This window comes from Paenibacillus xylanilyticus (genome assembly GCF_013359935.1).
In the GTDB taxonomy this organism is placed as follows: domain Bacteria; phylum Bacillota; class Bacilli; order Paenibacillales; family Paenibacillaceae; genus Paenibacillus; species Paenibacillus xylanilyticus.
Genome location: NZ_JABMCB010000177.1, coordinates 66,620 through 84,625, shown reverse-complemented (window position 1 = coordinate 84,625; position 18,006 = coordinate 66,620). Strand labels below are relative to the sequence as shown.

General features: G+C 48.0%; 20 protein-coding genes. 17 read left to right on the top strand and 3 right to left on the bottom strand.

Going from position 1 to position 18,006, the window contains the following annotated elements; genetic code table 11:
- Positions 1 to 130 precede the first annotated feature (130 nt).
- Positions 131 to 1,729, top strand: coding sequence for a family 10 glycosylhydrolase (locus HP552_RS11500; RefSeq protein ID WP_175395608.1), 1,599 nt, complete (start codon positions 131 to 133; stop codon positions 1,727 to 1,729).
- A gap of 83 nt (positions 1,730 to 1,812) precedes the next feature.
- Entirely contained in the window at positions 1,813 to 2,814 is a 1,002-nt protein-coding gene (locus HP552_RS11495) for a patatin-like phospholipase family protein (RefSeq protein ID WP_175395607.1), read from the top strand.
- 63 nt (positions 2,815 to 2,877) lie between these two features.
- On the opposite strand, the gene HP552_RS11490 is transcribed toward HP552_RS11495, so the two are convergent.
- Together HP552_RS11490 and HP552_RS11485 are read right to left on the bottom strand one after the other, a co-directional pair.
- A complete protein-coding gene (locus HP552_RS11490; protein ID WP_175395606.1) occupies positions 2,878 to 3,222 on the bottom strand; it encodes a hypothetical protein in 345 nt (114 codons plus the stop codon).
- A 5-nt stretch (positions 3,223 to 3,227) separates the two neighbouring features.
- Positions 3,228 to 4,220, bottom strand: a complete 993-nt coding sequence (locus HP552_RS11485) for a DUF1385 domain-containing protein (RefSeq protein WP_175395605.1) — start codon at positions 4,218 to 4,220, stop codon at positions 3,228 to 3,230.
- Between the two features lie 213 nt (positions 4,221 to 4,433).
- Here HP552_RS11485 and HP552_RS11480 point away from each other — a divergent pair, with 213 nt between their 5' ends.
- The 5 genes from HP552_RS11480 (at position 4,434) to HP552_RS11460 (ending at position 8,934) form a co-directional block, all read left to right on the top strand.
- Complete coding sequence (locus HP552_RS11480; RefSeq protein WP_175395604.1) at positions 4,434 to 5,009, top strand: YqhR family membrane protein; 576 nt, start codon at positions 4,434 to 4,436, stop codon at positions 5,007 to 5,009.
- Positions 5,010 to 5,086: 77 nt separating this feature from the next.
- The gene (aroQ, locus tag HP552_RS11475; RefSeq protein WP_076291868.1) at positions 5,087 to 5,530 is read left to right on the top strand and encodes a type II 3-dehydroquinate dehydratase; all 444 of its coding nucleotides are present in this window, start codon (positions 5,087 to 5,089) and stop codon (positions 5,528 to 5,530) included.
- A 39-nt stretch (positions 5,531 to 5,569) separates the two neighbouring features.
- A complete protein-coding gene (locus HP552_RS11470; protein WP_175395603.1) occupies positions 5,570 to 6,643 on the top strand; it encodes a M24 family metallopeptidase in 1,074 nt (357 codons plus the stop codon).
- Positions 6,644 to 6,932: 289 nt separating this feature from the next.
- Entirely contained in the window at positions 6,933 to 7,490 is a 558-nt protein-coding gene (efp, locus tag HP552_RS11465; protein WP_095290413.1) for an elongation factor P, read from the top strand.
- A gap of 190 nt (positions 7,491 to 7,680) precedes the next feature.
- The gene (locus HP552_RS11460) at positions 7,681 to 8,934 is read left to right on the top strand and encodes an aspartate kinase (protein WP_175395602.1); all 1,254 of its coding nucleotides are present in this window, start codon (positions 7,681 to 7,683) and stop codon (positions 8,932 to 8,934) included.
- Between the two features lie 74 nt (positions 8,935 to 9,008).
- Here HP552_RS11460 and HP552_RS11455 read toward each other — a convergent pair whose 3' ends face one another.
- Positions 9,009 to 9,758 (bottom strand): 2-phosphosulfolactate phosphatase, encoded by a 750-nt coding sequence (locus tag HP552_RS11455; RefSeq protein WP_175395601.1) that lies wholly within the window; start codon positions 9,756 to 9,758, stop codon positions 9,009 to 9,011.
- Positions 9,759 to 10,023: 265 nt separating this feature from the next.
- Between HP552_RS11455 and spoIIIAA the strand changes: the two genes are divergently transcribed.
- The 10 genes from spoIIIAA (at position 10,024) to accC (ending at position 17,864) form a co-directional block, all read left to right on the top strand.
- Positions 10,024 to 11,028, top strand: coding sequence for a stage III sporulation protein AA (gene spoIIIAA / locus HP552_RS11450; RefSeq protein WP_175395600.1), 1,005 nt, complete (start codon positions 10,024 to 10,026; stop codon positions 11,026 to 11,028).
- Positions 11,021 to 11,539: a stage III sporulation protein SpoIIIAB gene (gene spoIIIAB / locus HP552_RS11445; RefSeq protein WP_175395599.1), complete on the top strand. Its 519-nt coding sequence runs from the start codon at positions 11,021 to 11,023 to the stop codon at positions 11,537 to 11,539. Before spoIIIAA ends, spoIIIAB begins: the two co-directional genes overlap by 8 nt.
- A 29-nt stretch (positions 11,540 to 11,568) precedes the next feature.
- Positions 11,569 to 11,772: a stage III sporulation protein AC gene (gene spoIIIAC, locus HP552_RS11440; protein WP_017687585.1), complete on the top strand. Its 204-nt coding sequence runs from the start codon at positions 11,569 to 11,571 to the stop codon at positions 11,770 to 11,772.
- 32 nt (positions 11,773 to 11,804) lie between these two features.
- Complete coding sequence (spoIIIAD, locus tag HP552_RS11435; RefSeq protein WP_095359283.1) at positions 11,805 to 12,194, top strand: stage III sporulation protein AD; 390 nt, start codon at positions 11,805 to 11,807, stop codon at positions 12,192 to 12,194.
- 21 nt (positions 12,195 to 12,215) lie between these two features.
- Complete coding sequence (spoIIIAE, locus tag HP552_RS11430; protein ID WP_175395598.1) at positions 12,216 to 13,406, top strand: stage III sporulation protein AE; 1,191 nt, start codon at positions 12,216 to 12,218, stop codon at positions 13,404 to 13,406.
- 29 nt (positions 13,407 to 13,435) lie between these two features.
- A complete protein-coding gene (gene spoIIIAF / locus HP552_RS11425; RefSeq protein ID WP_175395597.1) occupies positions 13,436 to 14,302 on the top strand; it encodes a stage III sporulation protein AF in 867 nt (288 codons plus the stop codon).
- 16 nt (positions 14,303 to 14,318) lie between these two features.
- Positions 14,319 to 14,957, top strand: coding sequence for a stage III sporulation protein AG (spoIIIAG, locus tag HP552_RS11420; protein ID WP_175395596.1), 639 nt, complete (start codon positions 14,319 to 14,321; stop codon positions 14,955 to 14,957).
- Positions 14,958 to 15,024: 67 nt separating this feature from the next.
- A complete protein-coding gene (locus HP552_RS11415; protein ID WP_175395595.1) occupies positions 15,025 to 15,858 on the top strand; it encodes a SpoIIIAH-like family protein in 834 nt (277 codons plus the stop codon).
- A gap of 138 nt (positions 15,859 to 15,996) precedes the next feature.
- Complete coding sequence (gene accB / locus HP552_RS11410; RefSeq protein WP_175395754.1) at positions 15,997 to 16,464, top strand: acetyl-CoA carboxylase biotin carboxyl carrier protein; 468 nt, start codon at positions 15,997 to 15,999, stop codon at positions 16,462 to 16,464.
- A gap of 56 nt (positions 16,465 to 16,520) precedes the next feature.
- Positions 16,521 to 17,864: an acetyl-CoA carboxylase biotin carboxylase subunit gene (gene accC / locus HP552_RS11405; RefSeq protein WP_175395594.1), complete on the top strand. Its 1,344-nt coding sequence runs from the start codon at positions 16,521 to 16,523 to the stop codon at positions 17,862 to 17,864.
- The last annotated feature ends 142 nt before the right edge of the window (positions 17,865 to 18,006 follow it).

Genomic DNA, 18,006 nt, shown 5'->3' with positions numbered 1-18,006 from the left:
GACGGAGAATCACTCTCTGTTTTTTTGTTGTCCATAATTTGGCGATTAATCGCAACTAACTTATCGTTTGGAGCGTCTATTAAACTAGCAGAATTTGCCGAGAATTTTATGATGATGGAGGATTGCACTGATGAAGTTTCGTAATGGATTGATCCTGCTGCTCATTTTCATCCTAGGCTTACAAACCGCTGGACTGAGTGCGCAGGCTGCTTCAGCAAAAGAAATTGTTATTAATCTGGATGGTCAACGATTGGAATCCGATGTCTCGCCTTACATTTTGCCCAAGGTGAATGTGACGATGGTCCCGCTGCGTGTGATTAGTGAAGGGTTGGGTGCGTCCGTGCTTTGGTCACAGGCATCAAGAACCGTAACGATCAAGAACTCCGATTCGGTCATCACCATGACCAGCGGCCGCCAGCAAGCAACGGTTGATGGTGCACTGGTTGGCCTGGATGCAACGGTTGAATTAAAAAAGGGCCGTGTTATGGTTCCGATTCGATTCGTCAGTGAAAACCTCGGTATTACAGTGAATTGGAATCAGTCGGCACAGACGATTAATCTGACGACAGGAGATGCGCCTGTACCCGATCCGGCTACTCCTGCAAACCCAGGGGGCACAGGCAGTACTCCAAGCACCGATGACATGCGTGGTGCATGGATCTCAACGGTGAATGGCGATTGGCCTTCCTCCAGTGCGAAAGGGAATGTGGAGAAGCAGAAGCTGGAGTACACTCAGCAGCTGGATACACTTCAAAGCATGGGAATCAACGCTGTATTTGTTCAGGTTCGGGCCAATGCGGATGCCATCTATCCTTCGGGTCTTGTACCATGGAATAGTGTCCTAACTGGAACCCAGGGCAGGGATCCGGGATATGACCCACTTGCCTTCATGATTGAGGAAGCTCACAAACGGGGCCTGGAATTCCATGCTTGGTTTAATCCGTTCCGTGCTACCAATCTTGCAAGTACAGCGGGTCTGGCAGCCAACCATGTTTCCAAACTGCACCCGGACTGGATTGTGAATGCATCCGGCAAACTTTACATTAATCCCGGAATCCCTGAAGCCAGACAGCATATTATTGACACGATCATGGAAGTGGTCAATCAATATGACATTGATGGTGTTCATCTGGATGATTACTTCTACCCGTCCAACGTAACGTTTAACGATGACACCGCCTTTAAGGCTTATAACACATTGAATACCAAAGACCGTGCTGAATGGCGGCGGGATAACATCAATCAGTTTGTTAAACAGCTTGGAGAGAGCATTCACCAAGTAAAAGCTGGTGTGGAATATGGTATTAGTCCTTTTGGTGTATGGCGTAACAAAGCTGTGGATATTACAGGTTCCGATACCAAAGCAGGAGTCACCGCTTATGACAGCATGAACGCGGATGTGAGAACTTGGATCAAGCAGGAATGGATTGACTATGTTGCACCGCAAGTCTACTGGAGCATGACGTTAAGTGCTGCACGCTATGACAAAGTGGTGGACTGGTGGGCAAATGAGGTCGCTAATACGGATGTGAAGTTGTACATTGGGCATTCACCTTATAAGCTCGGTACACCTGAAGTCGGCTGGCAGACATCTCAGGAAATTATTGATCAGCTCGTATACAATGAGAAGTATGATACGATAAAAGGAGATATATTCTTTAGTTCACAATATTTGACGAAGAATCCGCTGGGTTTGATCGCCAAACTAAAAACCTATTATGGACTTTAAAACATTTTAGCGTAATATGACCAACCCTTGTTCTCATAGAGTGGCAGTAGTAATGGACTGCCTGGAGAACGGGGGTTTTTATTATGCTAATCAATGGGGTGTTTGAGGGCGGTGGCGTAAAGGGGATTTCGCTTGCGGGTGCAGTGCAGAGTGCTCAGGATTATGGAGCTCAGTTTAACCGTGTTGCCGGAACTTCTTCCGGATCGATCGTGGCTGCGTTGATCGCCGCCGGTTATCGTGCGGAAGAGATGAAATCCATTATAGAACAAACGCCATTTGCCTCTTTACTGCGCCGTTCACCCATATTTGATACACGCTGGATTGGACCAGCTGCAAGGTTGTTTTTGAAAAAAGGATTATATTCTGGAGAGGCGCTTGAATCCTGGATTGGCACAATGCTCAAACAAAAAGGAATCAGGACATTCGGGGACCTTCCACAAGGTAAGCTTCTGATCACCGCATCAGACATCTCTAACGGGACCATTCTGGTGCTGCCTGATGATATACGTCGGTTCGGCATTGATCCTGACAAGTTCGAAGTAGCCAAAGCCGTCCGAATGAGCTGCAGTATTCCGTATTTTTTCGATCCGGTGGTCATTCGCAAGTCACCCGTGATGTCCAAAGGCATGCGTTTTCCGGATCAGTTTGTATATATAGTGGATGGAGGGTTACTTAGTAATTTCCCCTTATGGCTGTTCGATGGTGAACGTACAGCGCGTGGTGGAGACATCATACCTGTGGTCGGTTTTAAAATGGTTGGTAAAACAGAAGGGGAGCCGAGCAGGGTCAAAGGCCCGCTAAGCATGCTTCAGGCGCTGGTTGAAACGATGCTTACGGCCCATGATGAGCGGTATATTGAACAGATTAATCGTTTCCGAACGGTTAAAATACCAACCTTGGGCATTAAACCAACACAGTTTAATCTGTCCGTGCAGGACAGTACGGCGTTATATTTATCGGGTGTTGCCGCAGGTACGGAGTTTTTCAGTCACTGGAGCACGAAGCTTTACGATGAACAGCTGGAGAAACAAAAAAGAGAGCAGCGGAGGAAGCTGACACAAACACCTCCGCTAACGCCAGTATAAAAAAAAGCACTGCTTCGTTGTTAAGAAGCAGTGCTTTTTGCTTTCCAATATTCCATATCGAAACTAGTGAAACTTGGGAATATCTTCGTCGCTTTTTCCTTTATTTCCTTGAATGACATGAAAGGGATAATCTTTGCGTTTTTTGGAAGAACCGCTGCTCTTTCTTGCTCCGGTTCCGGATTGGGCTTTCACTTTGGCCATGGTACGTGCCGAAGGTTTAATCTTCGGCTTGGTTTTGCGTGCCCAACGCCGCGGCGGGTATTTATACAGCAGGAATATAGCTCCAAGAACGACAACAGGAATAACTAGACCGAACAAACCTTTACTTCCCAGTGAACTTATTATTCCAAAGGCAGCAAGAGCAATGGCTGCCCAAAAAACAATAGTCATGACCGCCTGCTTGTTCATATCAATCACCCTTTCACAGGATCGAGTGTGGCAACGGGCACTTCCGACGTAGCTGATACATTGGCAAGCTGGGCATCCAGTTCACGCATACGGTTAAACGAAGCGATAGATACTTCCACCTGTTCGTTAGTTGGCTCTTTGGTGGTAAGTAATTGCAGCCATAGTCCAGGATATCCGAGATAACGCAGTACAGGAATGTCACGTACCGAGTTGGTCATCTTCAATAGTTCGAAGGAAATTCCCAGAACTACAGGCAGCAGCAGCAAGCGCTGTCCCATCCGTTCCCATAGGTTGTCGTAGGTGAAAAGCGAGTACAGGAATACACCGATAATCACCGTCAGCATAATAAAGCTGCTTCCACAGCGGTAATGCAGTCGACTGTATTTCTGAACATTTTCAGGTGTAAGCTCTTCGCCAGCTTCATGAGCACTGATTACCTTATGTTCTGCTCCGTGGTATTGGAACAGGCGTTTAATCATCGGCGTCTGTGAGATCAGCCACAGATAGGCAAGCAGCAGAACCAGCTTGATGCCGCCTTCCAGTAAATTATGCAAAAACTGATTGTCGAATGCATTTTTGAACAAGAAATTCTCAATGACAACAGGGAGAAGCGTAAGCACAATTTTACCAAAAAGGAATGAAAGGATGGCTACGGCGGTGACACCAATAATCATGCTAAGGCTCCAGCCGGAACCTTCTTTTTCTTTTTGTTTCGCTTTCTCTTCAGGTTCGAGTTCATCATCAGCATAAGCGTCAGCAGAATAATTGAGATGTTTGCTTCCTTTGACACTTGAATCTATAATGCTGACAATCCCGCGCAGTAACGGAATCCGCCGCAATTTCATGACCCAGGTCTTGTCTTGCTTGGGAACTTCCAGATACGTAATTTCGCCGTCTTTTCTTCGAACAGCTGTAACGTTGACATGTTTACCGCCAAACATTACGCCTTCAATGACAGCTTGCCCCCCGTAGCTGACAGGCTTGGATTGTTGAGGCAAATTATTCACCTTCCTATTCTGTTCTATACCCTCTGGTTCAAAGGTAGTTTGATATCCCTATTGTATCGAATTTTGAGACCAATTTCTAGTTTGCAGGACAATCCGGAGATGTTGTTGTTAAGTTTGTCCTGTTCTGAACATACTACCCGGTAGAGAATGAATGAAATCCGGTTTTATAGCGTCACAGCAGACTGAGAGCAAAGGAGAATATAGATGGCAGAATATACAGACAGTCACGCATCTCATATGGATGCAAAACATGGGGGTGTGAAGGAGGATACGAATCGGGGCAGACGCTCAAAACAGCGCCAGGGGCAGCATTATTATACCAAGCCGTTTCCTTTTGCAGTAGAGCTCGGATTTTTTGCGGGTTTCATCTGGGGGGGAGTGCATTGGCTAAACTACCTGCTGCACTTCAGCGTTGTGCCGTTGGGATTTTTGGCAGAGCCCTTTTACAAACATGACTATATATATACCGCTGCAGGGCATCTGACAGGCTGGCTGTTTTTTATCGTGTTTTCCATTGTGGACGCATTGATTTACACATTTACTCTGAGAAAATGGAAAGGTCCCTTACCCGGCATTGGCTACGGGATCGTTTGGTGGCTGATCATCTTTGTTCTGGTAGGTCCTAAACTGGGGATGGTGAAGCCTATAGGCAGTCTGACATGGGATTCAATCATTACGGAATTTTGTTTCTTTCTGCTGTGGGGACTGTTCATCGGCTATACCGTAGCCATGGAGTTCACGGACGAACGGAAACGCGAGCCCGAGAAAGCGGGAGCATAGCCGCAAAAAAGCTTCTCAATCCGGCAATGGCTGTGTTAAAATAGCAGATGGTTATTTGCAGAAAGGATGGAGCAGCTATGAAACGGATTGTTGTGATCAATGGCCCGAACCTGAACATGCTCGGTGTACGTGAACCCGGCATCTATGGAACGCTTAGTCTGAAGGATATTGAGGACAAAATTCGCAGACAGGCAGAGGAGCTTGGCGTCTCCATCGCTTTTTATCAATCCAATCACGAAGGGGACATCATTGATCGTATTCACGCAGCGATGGGCGATGCAGACGGAATCATGCTGAACGCCGGAGCGCTAACCCACTACAGCTATGCTGTACGTGATGCCATCAATGCAGTGAAAGTGCCTACCGTGGAAGTTCATCTATCCAACATTCATGCACGCGAAGCTTTCAGACATCATTCAGTAATTGCTGCAGAAACAATCGGGCAGATTGCCGGATTTGGTGAAGTAAGCTATGAACTGGGACTGCTGGCTCTCGTGCGTCATCTGGACAAACAAACCTGAGCCGGGGACCCGGGAATGTGAGAGAAAGAAGGGTTACCGATGGAAAACAAACGAGTAAATAAGTTGCGTGAGGCCATGCGTGAGCGCGAACTCACAGCAATGCTAATTACGAACCCCATTAACCGCCGTTATATGACGGGATTTACAGGCTCAGCGGGATATGTGTTGATTACGGAACAGGAAGCATACTTGCTGACCGATTTCCGTTATATGACACAGGCACCGCAGCAAGCTAAAGGATTTACTGTAGTAGAGCATGGACCGAAACCGATGGAATCGGTGCGAGAACTGCTTGCATCAGCGAACATCAAAGAGGTTGGCTTCGAACAGGATACGGTTACGTTTGGCACGCACGCGTCTTATGCTGAAGCGCTTCAGTCCATTGAACTGAAAGCCGTTTCCGGAATTGTGGAACAACTTCGTATCTTCAAGGACGAGGATGAAATCGCTGTAATGCAAAGAGCCGCTGATCTGGCGGATGCAACGTTTAGCCACGTTTTACAGTTTGCCAAACCAGGCATGACTGAGCGTGAAGTGGATCTGGAAATGGAGTTTTTCATGCGCAAGCATGGGGCGACATCATCTTCCTTTGACACCATCGTAGCTTCAGGTGAACGTTCCGCGATGCCGCATGGCGTAGCGAGCAGCAAGGTGATTGGACAAAATGAGTTAATTACATTTGACTTCGGTGCTTTGCTTGACGGATACTGTTCAGATCTGACACGCACCATCGCAACGGGTACACCTGTACCAGAGCTGCGTAAAATTTATGACATTGTACTGGAAGCCCAGTTACATACGCTTGAGAACCTGAAACCGGGCATGACCGGACGGGAAGCAGATGCACTGGCACGTGATATCATTGCAGGATACGGATATGGAGATCAATTCGGACACAGCACGGGCCACGGCCTGGGTATGGAAGTCCATGAAGCTCCACGCTTGTCCAAGCTCAGTGACGATGTATTGAAACCGGGCATGGTTGTTACCGTTGAACCGGGGATTTACATTGACGGACTTGGCGGCGTACGGATCGAGGATGACGTAGTAATCACGGAAACAGGCATTCATATCTTAACGAAGTCGGACAAGAAGTTTACCGTTATCGGCTAACATTCTAGCCACTAGCGATATAGGACGATTTTTAATGTGGATTAAATTGAAAAGTTAATTACACCATAACGGAGAGTGCAGAAACAATCTGTAGAAGCGCAGCGTTCGCCTTTATCCCCGGATTTTCCCCTTGAAAAAAGGAATCAAAAAATCCGGGGATAACAGCGATCGAAAGATGGTTCTGCAATCGGAGTGAACTAGGTGGAATCTCTTCTCTTTCATTTTACGAATTTCATTAACCCATCGTCTTATATCGCCTACTTTTCAACCATATCAGGAGGGATTTTTCGTGATTTCAGTAAACGATTTTAAAACAGGCTTGACCGTACAAGTGGATGGAGACATCTTCACCGTACTTGACTTCCAACACGTTAAACCAGGTAAAGGCGCTGCCTTCGTACGTTCCAAATTGAAAAACCTGCGTAACGGTAACACCGTTGAGCGCACATTCCGTGCAGGTGAAACGATCGGACGTGCCATCATCGAAAACCGTGGTGTATCTTACCTGTATGCAAGTGGTACAGAGCACACGTTCATGGACAACGAAACGTATGACCAGTTCACGCTGACAAGTGACCAACTGGAATGGGAATTGAACTTCCTGAAAGAAAACATGAACGTAAAAATCGTTAGCTACCAAGGTGAAATCCTCGGTATCGACCTGCCAACAAGCGTAGAGTTGAAAGTTATCGAGACTGAGCCAAGTGTTAAAGGTAATACAGCTCAAGGTGCTACCAAAAACGCTAAAGTGGAAACTGGCCTGAACGTACAAGTGCCATTGTTCATCAACGAAGGCGACGTGCTGTTGATCGATACACGTGAAGGTAAATACTCTTCCCGCGCGTAACTTTCACAGGGTGTAAGTTAAATACACAATGATTTCAACCCTTTGCCAACCATTTGGCAGAGGGTTTTTTCGAAAAAAGATTAGCCTATCGCACGCTTTCGTAATATACTGGGTTAAAGTCATTTTTCGGAGAGAATAATGGCGATGGACATAATTATGCATACTGCACAAGGTAGGGAGTGGATTTGCGTTGTCATTGTACGTCATGAAGTTTGGGGGCAGCTCGGTCGGAGATACGGAACGCATGAAGCGTGTAGCCGGACGTGTTGTAGAAAAAGCTGATGAAGGACATCAGTGTGTAGTTGTGGTTTCGGCGATGGGAGACACCACAGATGATCTGATTGACCAGGCGAAGCTGTTGAATAGTGAACTGCCTGCACGCGAAATGGATATGCTGTTAACCACAGGTGAACAGATCTCAATTTCGTTATTGTCCATGGCCATTCAGGCACTGGGACGTAAAGCGATTTCGTTCACCGGATGGCAAGCGGGATTCCGTACCGAACCTGTACACGGAAAAGCTCGTATTAACGATATTCATCCGGAACGTGTGAATGAAGCGCTTGCTGAAGGCAATATTGTTATTGTTGCAGGCTTCCAGGGCATGACTGAAGATGGAGAGATTACAACCCTTGGTCGCGGTGGATCCGACACAACGGCTGTAGCACTGGCAGCAGCCATCAAGGCGGATGCGTGTGAGATCTATACGGATGTAGATGGAATCTATTCTACAGACCCGAGGATTGTAAAAGTGGCGCGCAAACTCAAGGAAATTTCGTATGACGAAATGTTGGAGCTTGCAAATCTCGGAGCAGCGGTACTGCATCCGCGTGCGGTTGAGTACGCGAAGCATTCCGGTGTACCTTTAATTGTAAGATCCAGCTTTAACCATAATGAAGGAACGGTTGTGAAGGAGGAAGCAGCAATGGAACAAGGCGTCGTGGTGAGCGGAATTGCCTATGACAAAAACGTGGCTCGTATCAGTATTTTGGGAGTTCCGGATGTACCGGGAGTTCTTGCCGAGGTATTTGGTGCGCTGGCATCTGAACAGATCGATGTCGACATTATCGTGCAAAGTGGTGTAATGGACGGTAAAGCAGATTTTTCATTCTCGGTTGCACTGTCTGATCGCGAGAACGCGCTGCGTGTCCTTGAAGGCCTCCACAGCCGTTTGCCATACCGTGAAGTCACGTCTGAAGAAAATCTGGTCAAAGTATCTATCGTTGGCGCAGGCATGGTCAGCCATCCGGGCGTTGCAGCCAAAATGTTCCTGGTGATTTCCTCTGAAGGCGTAAGCATCAAAATGGTCAGCACGTCCGAGATTAAGGTATCCTGTGTCATTGATGGTGATAAACTTCATGAGGTAATTAAGGCACTGCATACAGCGTACGATCTTGACACGGCAGAACAGGCCGTTGTTGGTGGTCCGCAAGTTCGCAGATAATCTGTCTCAATAGGAAATGAACTTTAAGGTGTTCTGCATCGCCATCAGGCGGCAGAACACCTTTTTTCTACGGATTACAGCAATTTGGAGATCCTCTCCCCTTCCATGCCCCGAAACAATTCCATACGATAATCTTCTCTCATCTCCGGTACGCAGTCCAGCAAGTTTAATTGCGAGCAGTAGGTGACATCATGCATCCTGCCCAGTTTTTCAAGTCGCCTTGCGCCTGTGGATACCCGGACAAGATCCGGCAGCGTGTCTTCACATTGAGCAGCAGCCTGATGAAGCACCCTACCCAGGTCGTTTAGCCTGATCGGGAAAAGGGACTGCCGATACAGCTCTTCAATAATACATCCTGCACACAAGCCATCCTCAAGTGCGAATTCATCCTGATCCCCTGCGCATAACAATAGAACGTCTCTTCGGAGCAGACAGAGAGCAGCGGCGACAGCCTGCACGTTCAGAAACGAGCCCGCCAGCACATGTTTAGCCCTGGCAGCTTTGATCAAAGCGCGCGTCCCATCGGTTGTGGTCAGTATAACGGTTTTGCCTGCAATGTCCTGCGTCATATATTCATAGGGGGAATTGCCCGCCTCGAACCCAGCGATTTTTTTGTTGAAACGCTCCCCGCCACGAATCGAATCCTTTACTGTCATCTGTTTGGCTTGAGGAACGGTCTCCACTGCGATGACAGCCGCGGCATCATTTGCCAGAGCGGTAACGATAGTACTTGTTGTACGCAGTACGTCGATTACTACGGCACTCCGACCTGCGATATCGATTCTTCGGACTTCATTCACATTTCCTACCACATCGACTTGCACTCCCCACAACTCCTCTCTTCATTTGGGGATAGGTGGTTCTGTCTTCCTTCCGGAATGGATTTCACCTGTCTGCAAGCACTATATGCACAATGATATAGACGGGTGCCTAGAAGAGGCATCGATCTATGATTTTTGACTCTCACCCCAGTTCTGAAGAAATGCTAGATTTCAGCGTCATAAATTGAATGTACAGGCATAAACTTGAGATAGGAACAAGCACCAGAAACGCGGTAAATATGATTTCAAGGGTTGGAGGGGCCTATTCATGAAGGTGAACTGGAAGGATCTCTTTCCGGAACCGATTCGAACCATTTTGGGAAGGATACCGCCCGCTTTATTGGAGCAAGTGGAGGAAGTGCGCATCCGTGAAGGAAGGCCGCTCGAGATCAATGCAGGGAACTCCTATCACTTCCTTACCGCACAGGGCAGCCCGACAGCTAAGCCTGAAGAAGCCTACATTCCTCTAAAAGAGGTGACACACAGGCTTCTGGATCTGATCAGCAACCATTCGCTCTATACATTGGAAGAGGAGCTGCGCAAAGGATTCATCACGATTCCGGGAGGGCACCGAATTGGATTAGCTGGCAGAACCGTACTTAGCGGCGGCCGAGTGGAGTATTTGCGCGATATTAATGGTTTCAACGTCAGGGTTGCTCGGGAGGTACATGGGGTAGCTGATCGAATCCTGCCTCATCTTCTGGATATGAAGAGCGGACAGGTATTCCATACTTTGATACTTTCTCCTCCCCAGCAAGGGAAAACGACGCTGCTTCGTGATCTGGCCAGGCAGATTAGCAGTGGAACCAAACTTACAGGTGTGAGCGAGCTGGTTCAGGGGCTGAGACCCCGTCTCAAGGTTGGCATTGTGGATGAGCGATCCGAGATCGCCGGAAGTTATAAAGGTGTACCCGGCTTCGACATAGGTCCTCGGACGGACGTCATGGATGGATGTCCAAAGGCCGAAGGCATGATGATGATGCTTCGTTCCATGTCTCCGGATGTGCTGATTGTGGACGAGATCGGTCGTCCGGAAGATGCTGAAGCCGTAATGGAAGCTCTTCATTCCGGTGTTTCGGTTATTGCAACCGCGCACGGCCGAGACCTCGCCGAGCTGTCTTCCAGACCGGCTTTGCGTACCCTGATCGAAGCGCAGATGTTCCAGCGTTATGTTCAGCTGCAACGGACGAGCCAAGGGATGAGTTTCAGACTGGCAGATGCTAAAATGCGAGGTCTTCAGCACTCGGGGGCAGGAGGTGAGGCATTTGGTTAACATGCTCGGTGCCGTAATTATCCTGCTGGCCAGTACACTCGCCGGCTTCTACCGTGCGAAGCAGTATGCGCTCAGGCCTAAGCAACTGCGAGAATTGATTGCAGCCCTGCAGCGATTGATGACTGAAATCAATTACGGACTAACCCCGCTTCCCGATGCGATGGGGAAAATGGGCGCACAAACCAGAGAACCCGTCAAAACGCTGTTTCTCCATGCAGCCCGACAGATGGAGCCCCCTCTGGGTCATACTGCGCGCGAGAGTCTACAGTCCGGAATTGAACAAGCATGGGGAAAATCAGCCATGAAAGCGGATGAGAGGGAAGTTATGCTGCAACTAAGCTACAGTCTTGGCACCAGCGACCGTCAGGATCAGACCAAACACATTTCGCTAGCCATTCAACAACTTATGCATGAGGAATCCCGTGCTCAGGCCGATCAAATGAAATACGAACGGATGAGCCGCAGTCTCGGGATGCTTGTCGGAGCGTTAATCGTCATTCTGATCTTTTGAAATTGCCGGGATAGCGAGGTGCCAAGGTCATGAACTTAGAAGTGAACGCAATTTTCCAAATTGCGGGCATCGGAATCATCATTGCGATGATTCATACGGTGCTGAAACAAATGGGAAAGGAAGATATGGCGCACTGGGTGACCGTAATCGGATTTGTCGTTGTATTGTTCATGGTTGTTCGCATGCTGGACAGCCTGCTGCAAGAGATCAAATCGATATTTCTGTTCCAATGAAAACGGTCATGAAGCCGGGATGGTGGTGACCTGTGGAAATTATTCAAGTCGTGGGTCTGGCCCTGATTGCAACAGTTCTTATTCTCATCGTTAAAGAACAGAAGCCGATGTTTGCCTTTCTGATTGCCGCTGCGACAGGCATTGTGATTTTCATGCTGCTCATTGGCAAGATTGGCGCAGTGATTGAGGTACTGAAGCGGCTGGCCGAAAATTCAGGCATGGAAAATATCTATCTGAAAACCGTGCTGAAGATCATTGGCATAGCCTATATTGCCGAATTTGGTGCACAGATTGTCAGGGATGCCGGCCAGGAGAGCATTGCTTCCAAAATCGAGCTCGCCGGCAAGGTGCTGATCCTCGTACTCGCTATTCCAATCATCAGCATTATTATTGAAACCGTCATGAAGCTGATGCCAGTCTAAGAAGGAGGCGAGCGGAAGCAAATGAACATCATGCAAGACAAGCCGCGATGGCCCCTTACAATCGTGCTGGTGCTGTGTTTTCTGTTTGCCATTATGGGACAGGTTGCAGCAAGCTCGCCTTCAGATGAATGGATGCAGCAGCAGGCTGACCAGCTTCCCAAGGATCAGGTGGAGAAATATTGGGACCAGCTCATGCAGCAATACGGAGGTTTTTTTCCAGACGGGAAAACACCTTCTTTCATGGATATGCTTATTCCTGGTAATGAGGGATTTAGCCTGAAATCGGTGTTTGTTGCCATTGGGACCTTCATGCTGCATGAGATTTTATATAACGGCAAACTCTTGGTCACCATTGTGATGCTGAGTGTGCTGAGCATGATTTTAGAGACTTTGCAGACGGCATTTGAGAAAAACAATATTAGTAAAATCGCCTACTCCATTTGTTACATGGTCATCATCGTCATTGCAATTAATAGCTTTAGCGTGGCTATTGGTTATGCCAAGGAAGCCATCGAAGGCATGGTTAACTTCATGATGGCTATGGTGCCTTTGCTTTTCACGCTGCTGGCCTCCATGGGCAATGTCATCACCGTCTCTGTAACGCATCCGTTGATCATTTTCATGATCCATCTGGTCAGCACTTTGATTCACATCGTGGTGTTTCCGCTATTGTTCTTCTCGGCTGTACTGCACCTTGTCAGTTCGATATCAGACAAGTACAAGCTGACCCAGCTCGCTGATCTGCTGCGCAACATTAGCATTGCCTTGCTCGGCATTCTGCTGACCATGTTTCTGGGCGTTATTTCCGTGCAGGGTGCATCAAGCTCCGTTGCCGATGGTGTGAGTCTCAAAGCAGCCAAGTATATTGCAGGCAATTTTGTCCCGATTGTGGGAAGAACATTCGCGGATGCAACAGACACGGTCATTACCGCTTCAATGCTGGTTAAAAATGCCATTGGACTAACAGGTGTCATCATCATCTTGTTTTTATGCGCGTTTCCGGCACTAAAAATATTGACACTTGCCCTCATTTACAACATTACCGGAGCGATTATGCAGCCGCTCGGAGATACGCCGATTGTTGGGTGCTTGCAGGCTATCGGAAAATCAATGATCTATGTATTTGCAGCTTTGGCGGCTGTAGGCTTGATGTTTTTTCTTGCCATAACGATCCTGCTTACGGCAGGGAATCTGACAATCATGATGAGGTGAGCGCGTGAAACAGGAAAGGAGCTGGAAGGATGGGGTGGCTGAGCAGCTGGCTCCGGGAATTAATCATGATCGTTCTGCTGGCGACATTTGTGGATATGCTGTTGCCCAATCGCTCCATGGAGCGTTACGTCAAGCTTGTGCTGAGCCTCCTTATCCTCCTCACGCTCCTGTCGCCCATCACCAAGCTCCTGCGTAGTGATCCGGTGGGTGAACTGAAGCGGGCCATGACAGCCATGGATTCGCCAGCTGATGGGAATGTCACACTGGAACAAATTCTGGCTCAGGGCAGAAGGTTGCAATCGAATGAGCAGGAACAATCGCTGCAGTGGACGGCACGAGAACTGGCGAATGTGATGAAAGGACAGATCGAGGAAACGACGGGAGAGCGTGTTCAATCCGTAGAAGTCCAGTTGGTCATGTCAAACCTTCAAACCAGCACAGAAGCTTCTTCCGCGGTGGATCTGCCTGTGATTGAAAGAGTCATGGTGGAAATGTCCTCACCTGGAAGTATCAAGCAGAATGATTCTGAACAGCAAGATGAGGCGGTAAACTCCAGTCCGGTGTTCGAGTCTGAAAATGGTACTGGACCTAATGCACCCTCAACCTCCCCGAAGCCAATCGAGATAGGACAGGTACAGGTGCCTGAAGTTCAGATTGAGGTGAGAAAAGAAAGGGATAACCCAGATGCAGCGAATGAAGGTTCTCCCGATCAGGATGAAGCGAATGGAGCAGAATCCGAGCCTGTTAACGGTGCTTCCGGAGGCAGTCACCAAGAAGAGCAGAGTTCATCCCGCTCAGAACGGGCCGTTCAGATTATTACACTGCTGACCGAAAAGTGGGATATCGATGCGACCAAGGTACAGGTAATGGAACAGAAAAACGCTGAGGCGCTGTAAAAAAGGAGGGTATCCGATGAAGCAATGGCTAAAAAAGATTGAAGCCCTGCTCGGCGGTGGGGAAGGCGGAGCCAGGCGAAGCCAGACGTTCCGCTGGCTTATTATTCTGGGCTTGATCGGGGTAGGAATTATGCTGTTCAACTCGTTCGTCAATGTTAAAAAAATTGATTCCGAGAACATCGGCCGGGAACCTCCAGATCCGGTAGCATCCATGGCATCTTTACCAAATGATCCGGCAGATCAAAATCCATTTCAGGCCATAGAATTTGCATTTGAAGACAAGATCAAAGGCGTGCTTGAAAACATCGTTGGTGTAGGAACTGTTGATGTCATGGTCACCGTGGATTCAACCGAGGAACTTGTCGTACAGCGCAATGTAAAAGATTCACAGCAACTTACTGAGGAGACCGATGCCAACGGGGGTAAACGGCACATGACCCAATACACCCGGGATGGCGAGATCATTACTTATGAAAGCTCAGGGGATCAGACACCGATTGTTACGAAAAAACTCAAACCACAGATCAGGGGGGTGCTCGTTGTTGCCAAAGGCGCCGAAAACAAGGTTGTAAAAGATCTGATTACAGATGCCGTGGAAAAAGGACTGAATGTCGCAGCTTACCGAATATCGGTTGTTCCGCGTAAACAGGACTAGTCAAGATCGATCATTTGCATGGCCCGATTATCATATGAATCAAGCTAATTTTGAGGAGGAAGTTCTTATGAATAACAAACGCCAAACGGTATGGCTCGTTTCCATGCTGAGTCTGATGGTCATTTTATCCGCTTACTATCTGTTCACTGAGGATTCAGGGCCGGTTAATGCACCAGTTGCCGAGAGTCAGCAGGTAGATGGCATGAAGGAGGGGGAAGTGAAAGAGGCAGCCGGCATCCTTGATCCTACAGAGGGGCTGGTTATGAACGAAGTAGTTCATGAGGGCGAAGTAACAGGTACAGATGCTGCCGAGCAGCCAGCTTCCGAGTCGACTGAAAATCCAGCGGCCACAGATGGGCAGGAAGCTGCTGAAACGGAGCAAGCTCCTGCAACTGAACCGGGGGCTAGCGAGGCAGAAGCAAATCAAGAAACGGATAAAGGGACAACTACAGCGCCTGACGCTGCAGGCAGCGAAACAGAGGGAAGTGCAACCAAAACGGATGAAGAAGTATTGAAGGAAATGGAAGAACAAAATACAGCAGCATCCGCCAGCAGCCAGTTCCAGAACTATCAATGGCAGCGTGAAGAGAGCAACAATCGTAAGTATGAGGAGCTTATGACGATCGCCGGCGATCTGAGCAAAACGCCAGAGGAAAATGCCAAAGCGACTGAAGAGCTCCGTACGCTGGAGGAAAAAGAAGCCAAAATCAACGGCATTGAAGAAACGTTGTCCCAACAGTTTGCCAACGCGATCGTACAAGAAGATGCTGACAAGTATAAAGTGGTCGTGCTTAGTGATAAACTGGATGTAAAGCAGGCGGTTTCTATCGTGGATCTGGTCATGAAAGAGCTTGCTGTAACGCAAAACAAAATCAGCGTGCAGTACGTAACGGAACAGTAATCCAATCCATGGAGAAGTGCCCCGGGAGCTTGTTAAAGTCTCGGGCTCTTTCCATTTTTAATGATTATGATATAATACATAAAGCCATATGACCGTCCTAGTGAGACTGGCATGATGCCGAAGGAGTGAATAATGGAAATGTTTAAATTGAGTGAGATCAAAGAACTGATCAAACTGGTGGATGAAAGTTCCGTTCAGGAGTTGGAAATTGAAAATGAAGGGTCACGTTTGTCGATCCGCAAACCGGGTAAAACCGAGTACGTTCAGGCAGCTGCGGTTCAACCGCAAGTGATTGCTGCTCCTCAGGTGCAACAACCTGCTGCAGTGGTAACAGAAGCAGCTCCGCAAGTCGATACTACAAGCCATTTACATAAAATTGTATCTCCGATGGTGGGTACTTTTTACAGAGCTTCCTCACCGGAAGCGGGTCCTTTTGTAAGCGTTGGTGATAAAGTTGTTGATAAAACAACGGTATGTATCATTGAAGCGATGAAGCTGATGAACGAGCTTGATGCCGACATCAAGGGAGAAATCGTTGAAGTGCTGGTTGAGAACGGACAGCTGGTCGAATATGGACAGCCCCTGTTCCTGGTTAAACCGGAATAACGGTAAATCGCCGGAGAGCGGCAACCGCATGAGCTTCGAAGGAGGACAATAACGAAATGAAATTTCAAAAAATACTAATTGCGAACCGTGGCGAGATTGCGGTACGTATTATTCGTGCCTGTCGTGAGCTCGGTATTTCGACAGTAGCGGTCTATTCGGAAGCGGACAAGGATTCATTGCATGTACGTCTTGCAGATGAGGCTTATTGTATTGGACCTACACTGTCCAAGGACAGCTATCTGAATTTTACAAACCTGATGAGTGTAGCGACATTGACCGAATGTGATGCAATACACCCTGGGTATGGATTCCTTGCGGAGAATGCCGATTTTGCGGAAATTTGTGATTCCTGCAATATTACCTTTATCGGTCCTTCCCCTGAAGCGATAACCAAAATGGGTGACAAGGCTGTCGCGAAGCAAACGATGAAAGATGCAGGCGTTCCGGTTATTCCGGGATCTGACGGTCTCGTCGAAAGCATGGAAGAAGCGATTATGATTGGCCGGGATATCGGCTATCCTGTAATTATCAAAGCTACCGCAGGTGGCGGAGGTAAAGGGATCCGTATTGCGGAAGATGAAGAAGCGCTGATCAAGCAGATTACGGCTGCCCAGCAGGAAGCACAGAAAGCTTTTGGCAATGGCGGAGTTTATCTCGAGAAGTTCCTGACAGGTATGAAACACGTGGAAATTCAGATCATTGCGGACAAGCACGGGAATGCAGTACATCTAGGCGAGCGTGATTGTTCTGTTCAACGCCGCCGTCAGAAGCTGGTGGAAGAAGCTCCTTGTCCTGTTATTAATGAAGAAGTACGAACACTGATGGGTGAGGCCGCAGTACGCGCAGCACTCGCTGTGAACTACTCGGGAGCAGGTACACTTGAATTTTTGCTCAGCCCTACTGGGGAGTTCTATTTCATGGAAATGAATACGCGTATTCAAGTGGAACATCCGGTTACGGAAATGGTGACAGGTGTGGATCTGATTCGTGAAATGATTTCGGTTGCTGAGGGTAATCCATTGTCATTCCGTCAGGAAGACGTTGTGATCAACGGCTGGTCGATCGAATGCCGTATCAATGCCGAAGATCCGGATCGAAACTTCATGCCTTCACCAGGTAAGATTGGCTTCTATCTTGCACCAGGTGGTCCAGGTGTGCGCGTGGATAGTGCAGCGTATCCGGGCTATACGATCTCTCCATTTTACGACTCCATGATTGCAAAATTGATTGTATGGGGTGCGAACAGGGAAGAGGCAATTGCCAAGATGAAACGTGCGCTCGGTGAGTTCGCCATTGAAGGCATCTCCACTACGATTCCTTTCCATCAGAAATTGCTGGAACATCCAACGTTTATTCGGGGTGATTTTGATATTAAATTCCTCGAGGAAAACGAGATTTAACAGGCATATTGGACTTGTTTGTCATAAACTAGCCCAAATGATATAGTATGTAATAATAAGAGCGCATGTCTCCTGCAAGGGATAAGCCCGCACATTTGTGGTGAAGTTTGCAGGAGTTCCGGTAAAGCCGGACCGGAAGGGT

Excerpts from the sequence above, each read along its gene's own strand:
- HP552_RS11500 (WP_175395608.1), top strand. The coding sequence starts at position 131 with ATGAAGTTTCGTAATGGATTGATCCTGCTGCTCATTTTCATCCTAGGC.
- HP552_RS11495 (WP_175395607.1), top strand. The coding sequence starts at position 1,813 with ATGCTAATCAATGGGGTGTTTGAGGGCGGTGGCGTAAAGGGGATTTCG.
- HP552_RS11490 (WP_175395606.1), bottom strand. The coding sequence starts at position 3,222 with ATGAACAAGCAGGCGGTCATGACTATTGTTTTTTGGGCAGCCATTGCT.
- HP552_RS11480 (WP_175395604.1), top strand. The coding sequence starts at position 4,434 with ATGGCAGAATATACAGACAGTCACGCATCTCATATGGATGCAAAACAT.
- aroQ (WP_076291868.1), top strand. The coding sequence starts at position 5,087 with ATGAAACGGATTGTTGTGATCAATGGCCCGAACCTGAACATGCTCGGT.
- HP552_RS11470 (WP_175395603.1), top strand. The coding sequence starts at position 5,570 with ATGGAAAACAAACGAGTAAATAAGTTGCGTGAGGCCATGCGTGAGCGC.
- spoIIIAA (WP_175395600.1), top strand. The coding sequence starts at position 10,024 with ATGAAGGTGAACTGGAAGGATCTCTTTCCGGAACCGATTCGAACCATT.
- spoIIIAC (WP_017687585.1), top strand. The coding sequence starts at position 11,569 with ATGAACTTAGAAGTGAACGCAATTTTCCAAATTGCGGGCATCGGAATC.
- spoIIIAE (WP_175395598.1), top strand. The coding sequence starts at position 12,216 with ATGAACATCATGCAAGACAAGCCGCGATGGCCCCTTACAATCGTGCTG.
- spoIIIAF (WP_175395597.1), top strand. The coding sequence starts at position 13,436 with ATGGGGTGGCTGAGCAGCTGGCTCCGGGAATTAATCATGATCGTTCTG.
- spoIIIAG (WP_175395596.1), top strand. The coding sequence starts at position 14,319 with ATGAAGCAATGGCTAAAAAAGATTGAAGCCCTGCTCGGCGGTGGGGAA.
- HP552_RS11415 (WP_175395595.1), top strand. The coding sequence starts at position 15,025 with ATGAATAACAAACGCCAAACGGTATGGCTCGTTTCCATGCTGAGTCTG.
- accB (WP_175395754.1), top strand. The coding sequence starts at position 15,997 with ATGTTTAAATTGAGTGAGATCAAAGAACTGATCAAACTGGTGGATGAA.
- accC (WP_175395594.1), top strand. The coding sequence starts at position 16,521 with ATGAAATTTCAAAAAATACTAATTGCGAACCGTGGCGAGATTGCGGTA.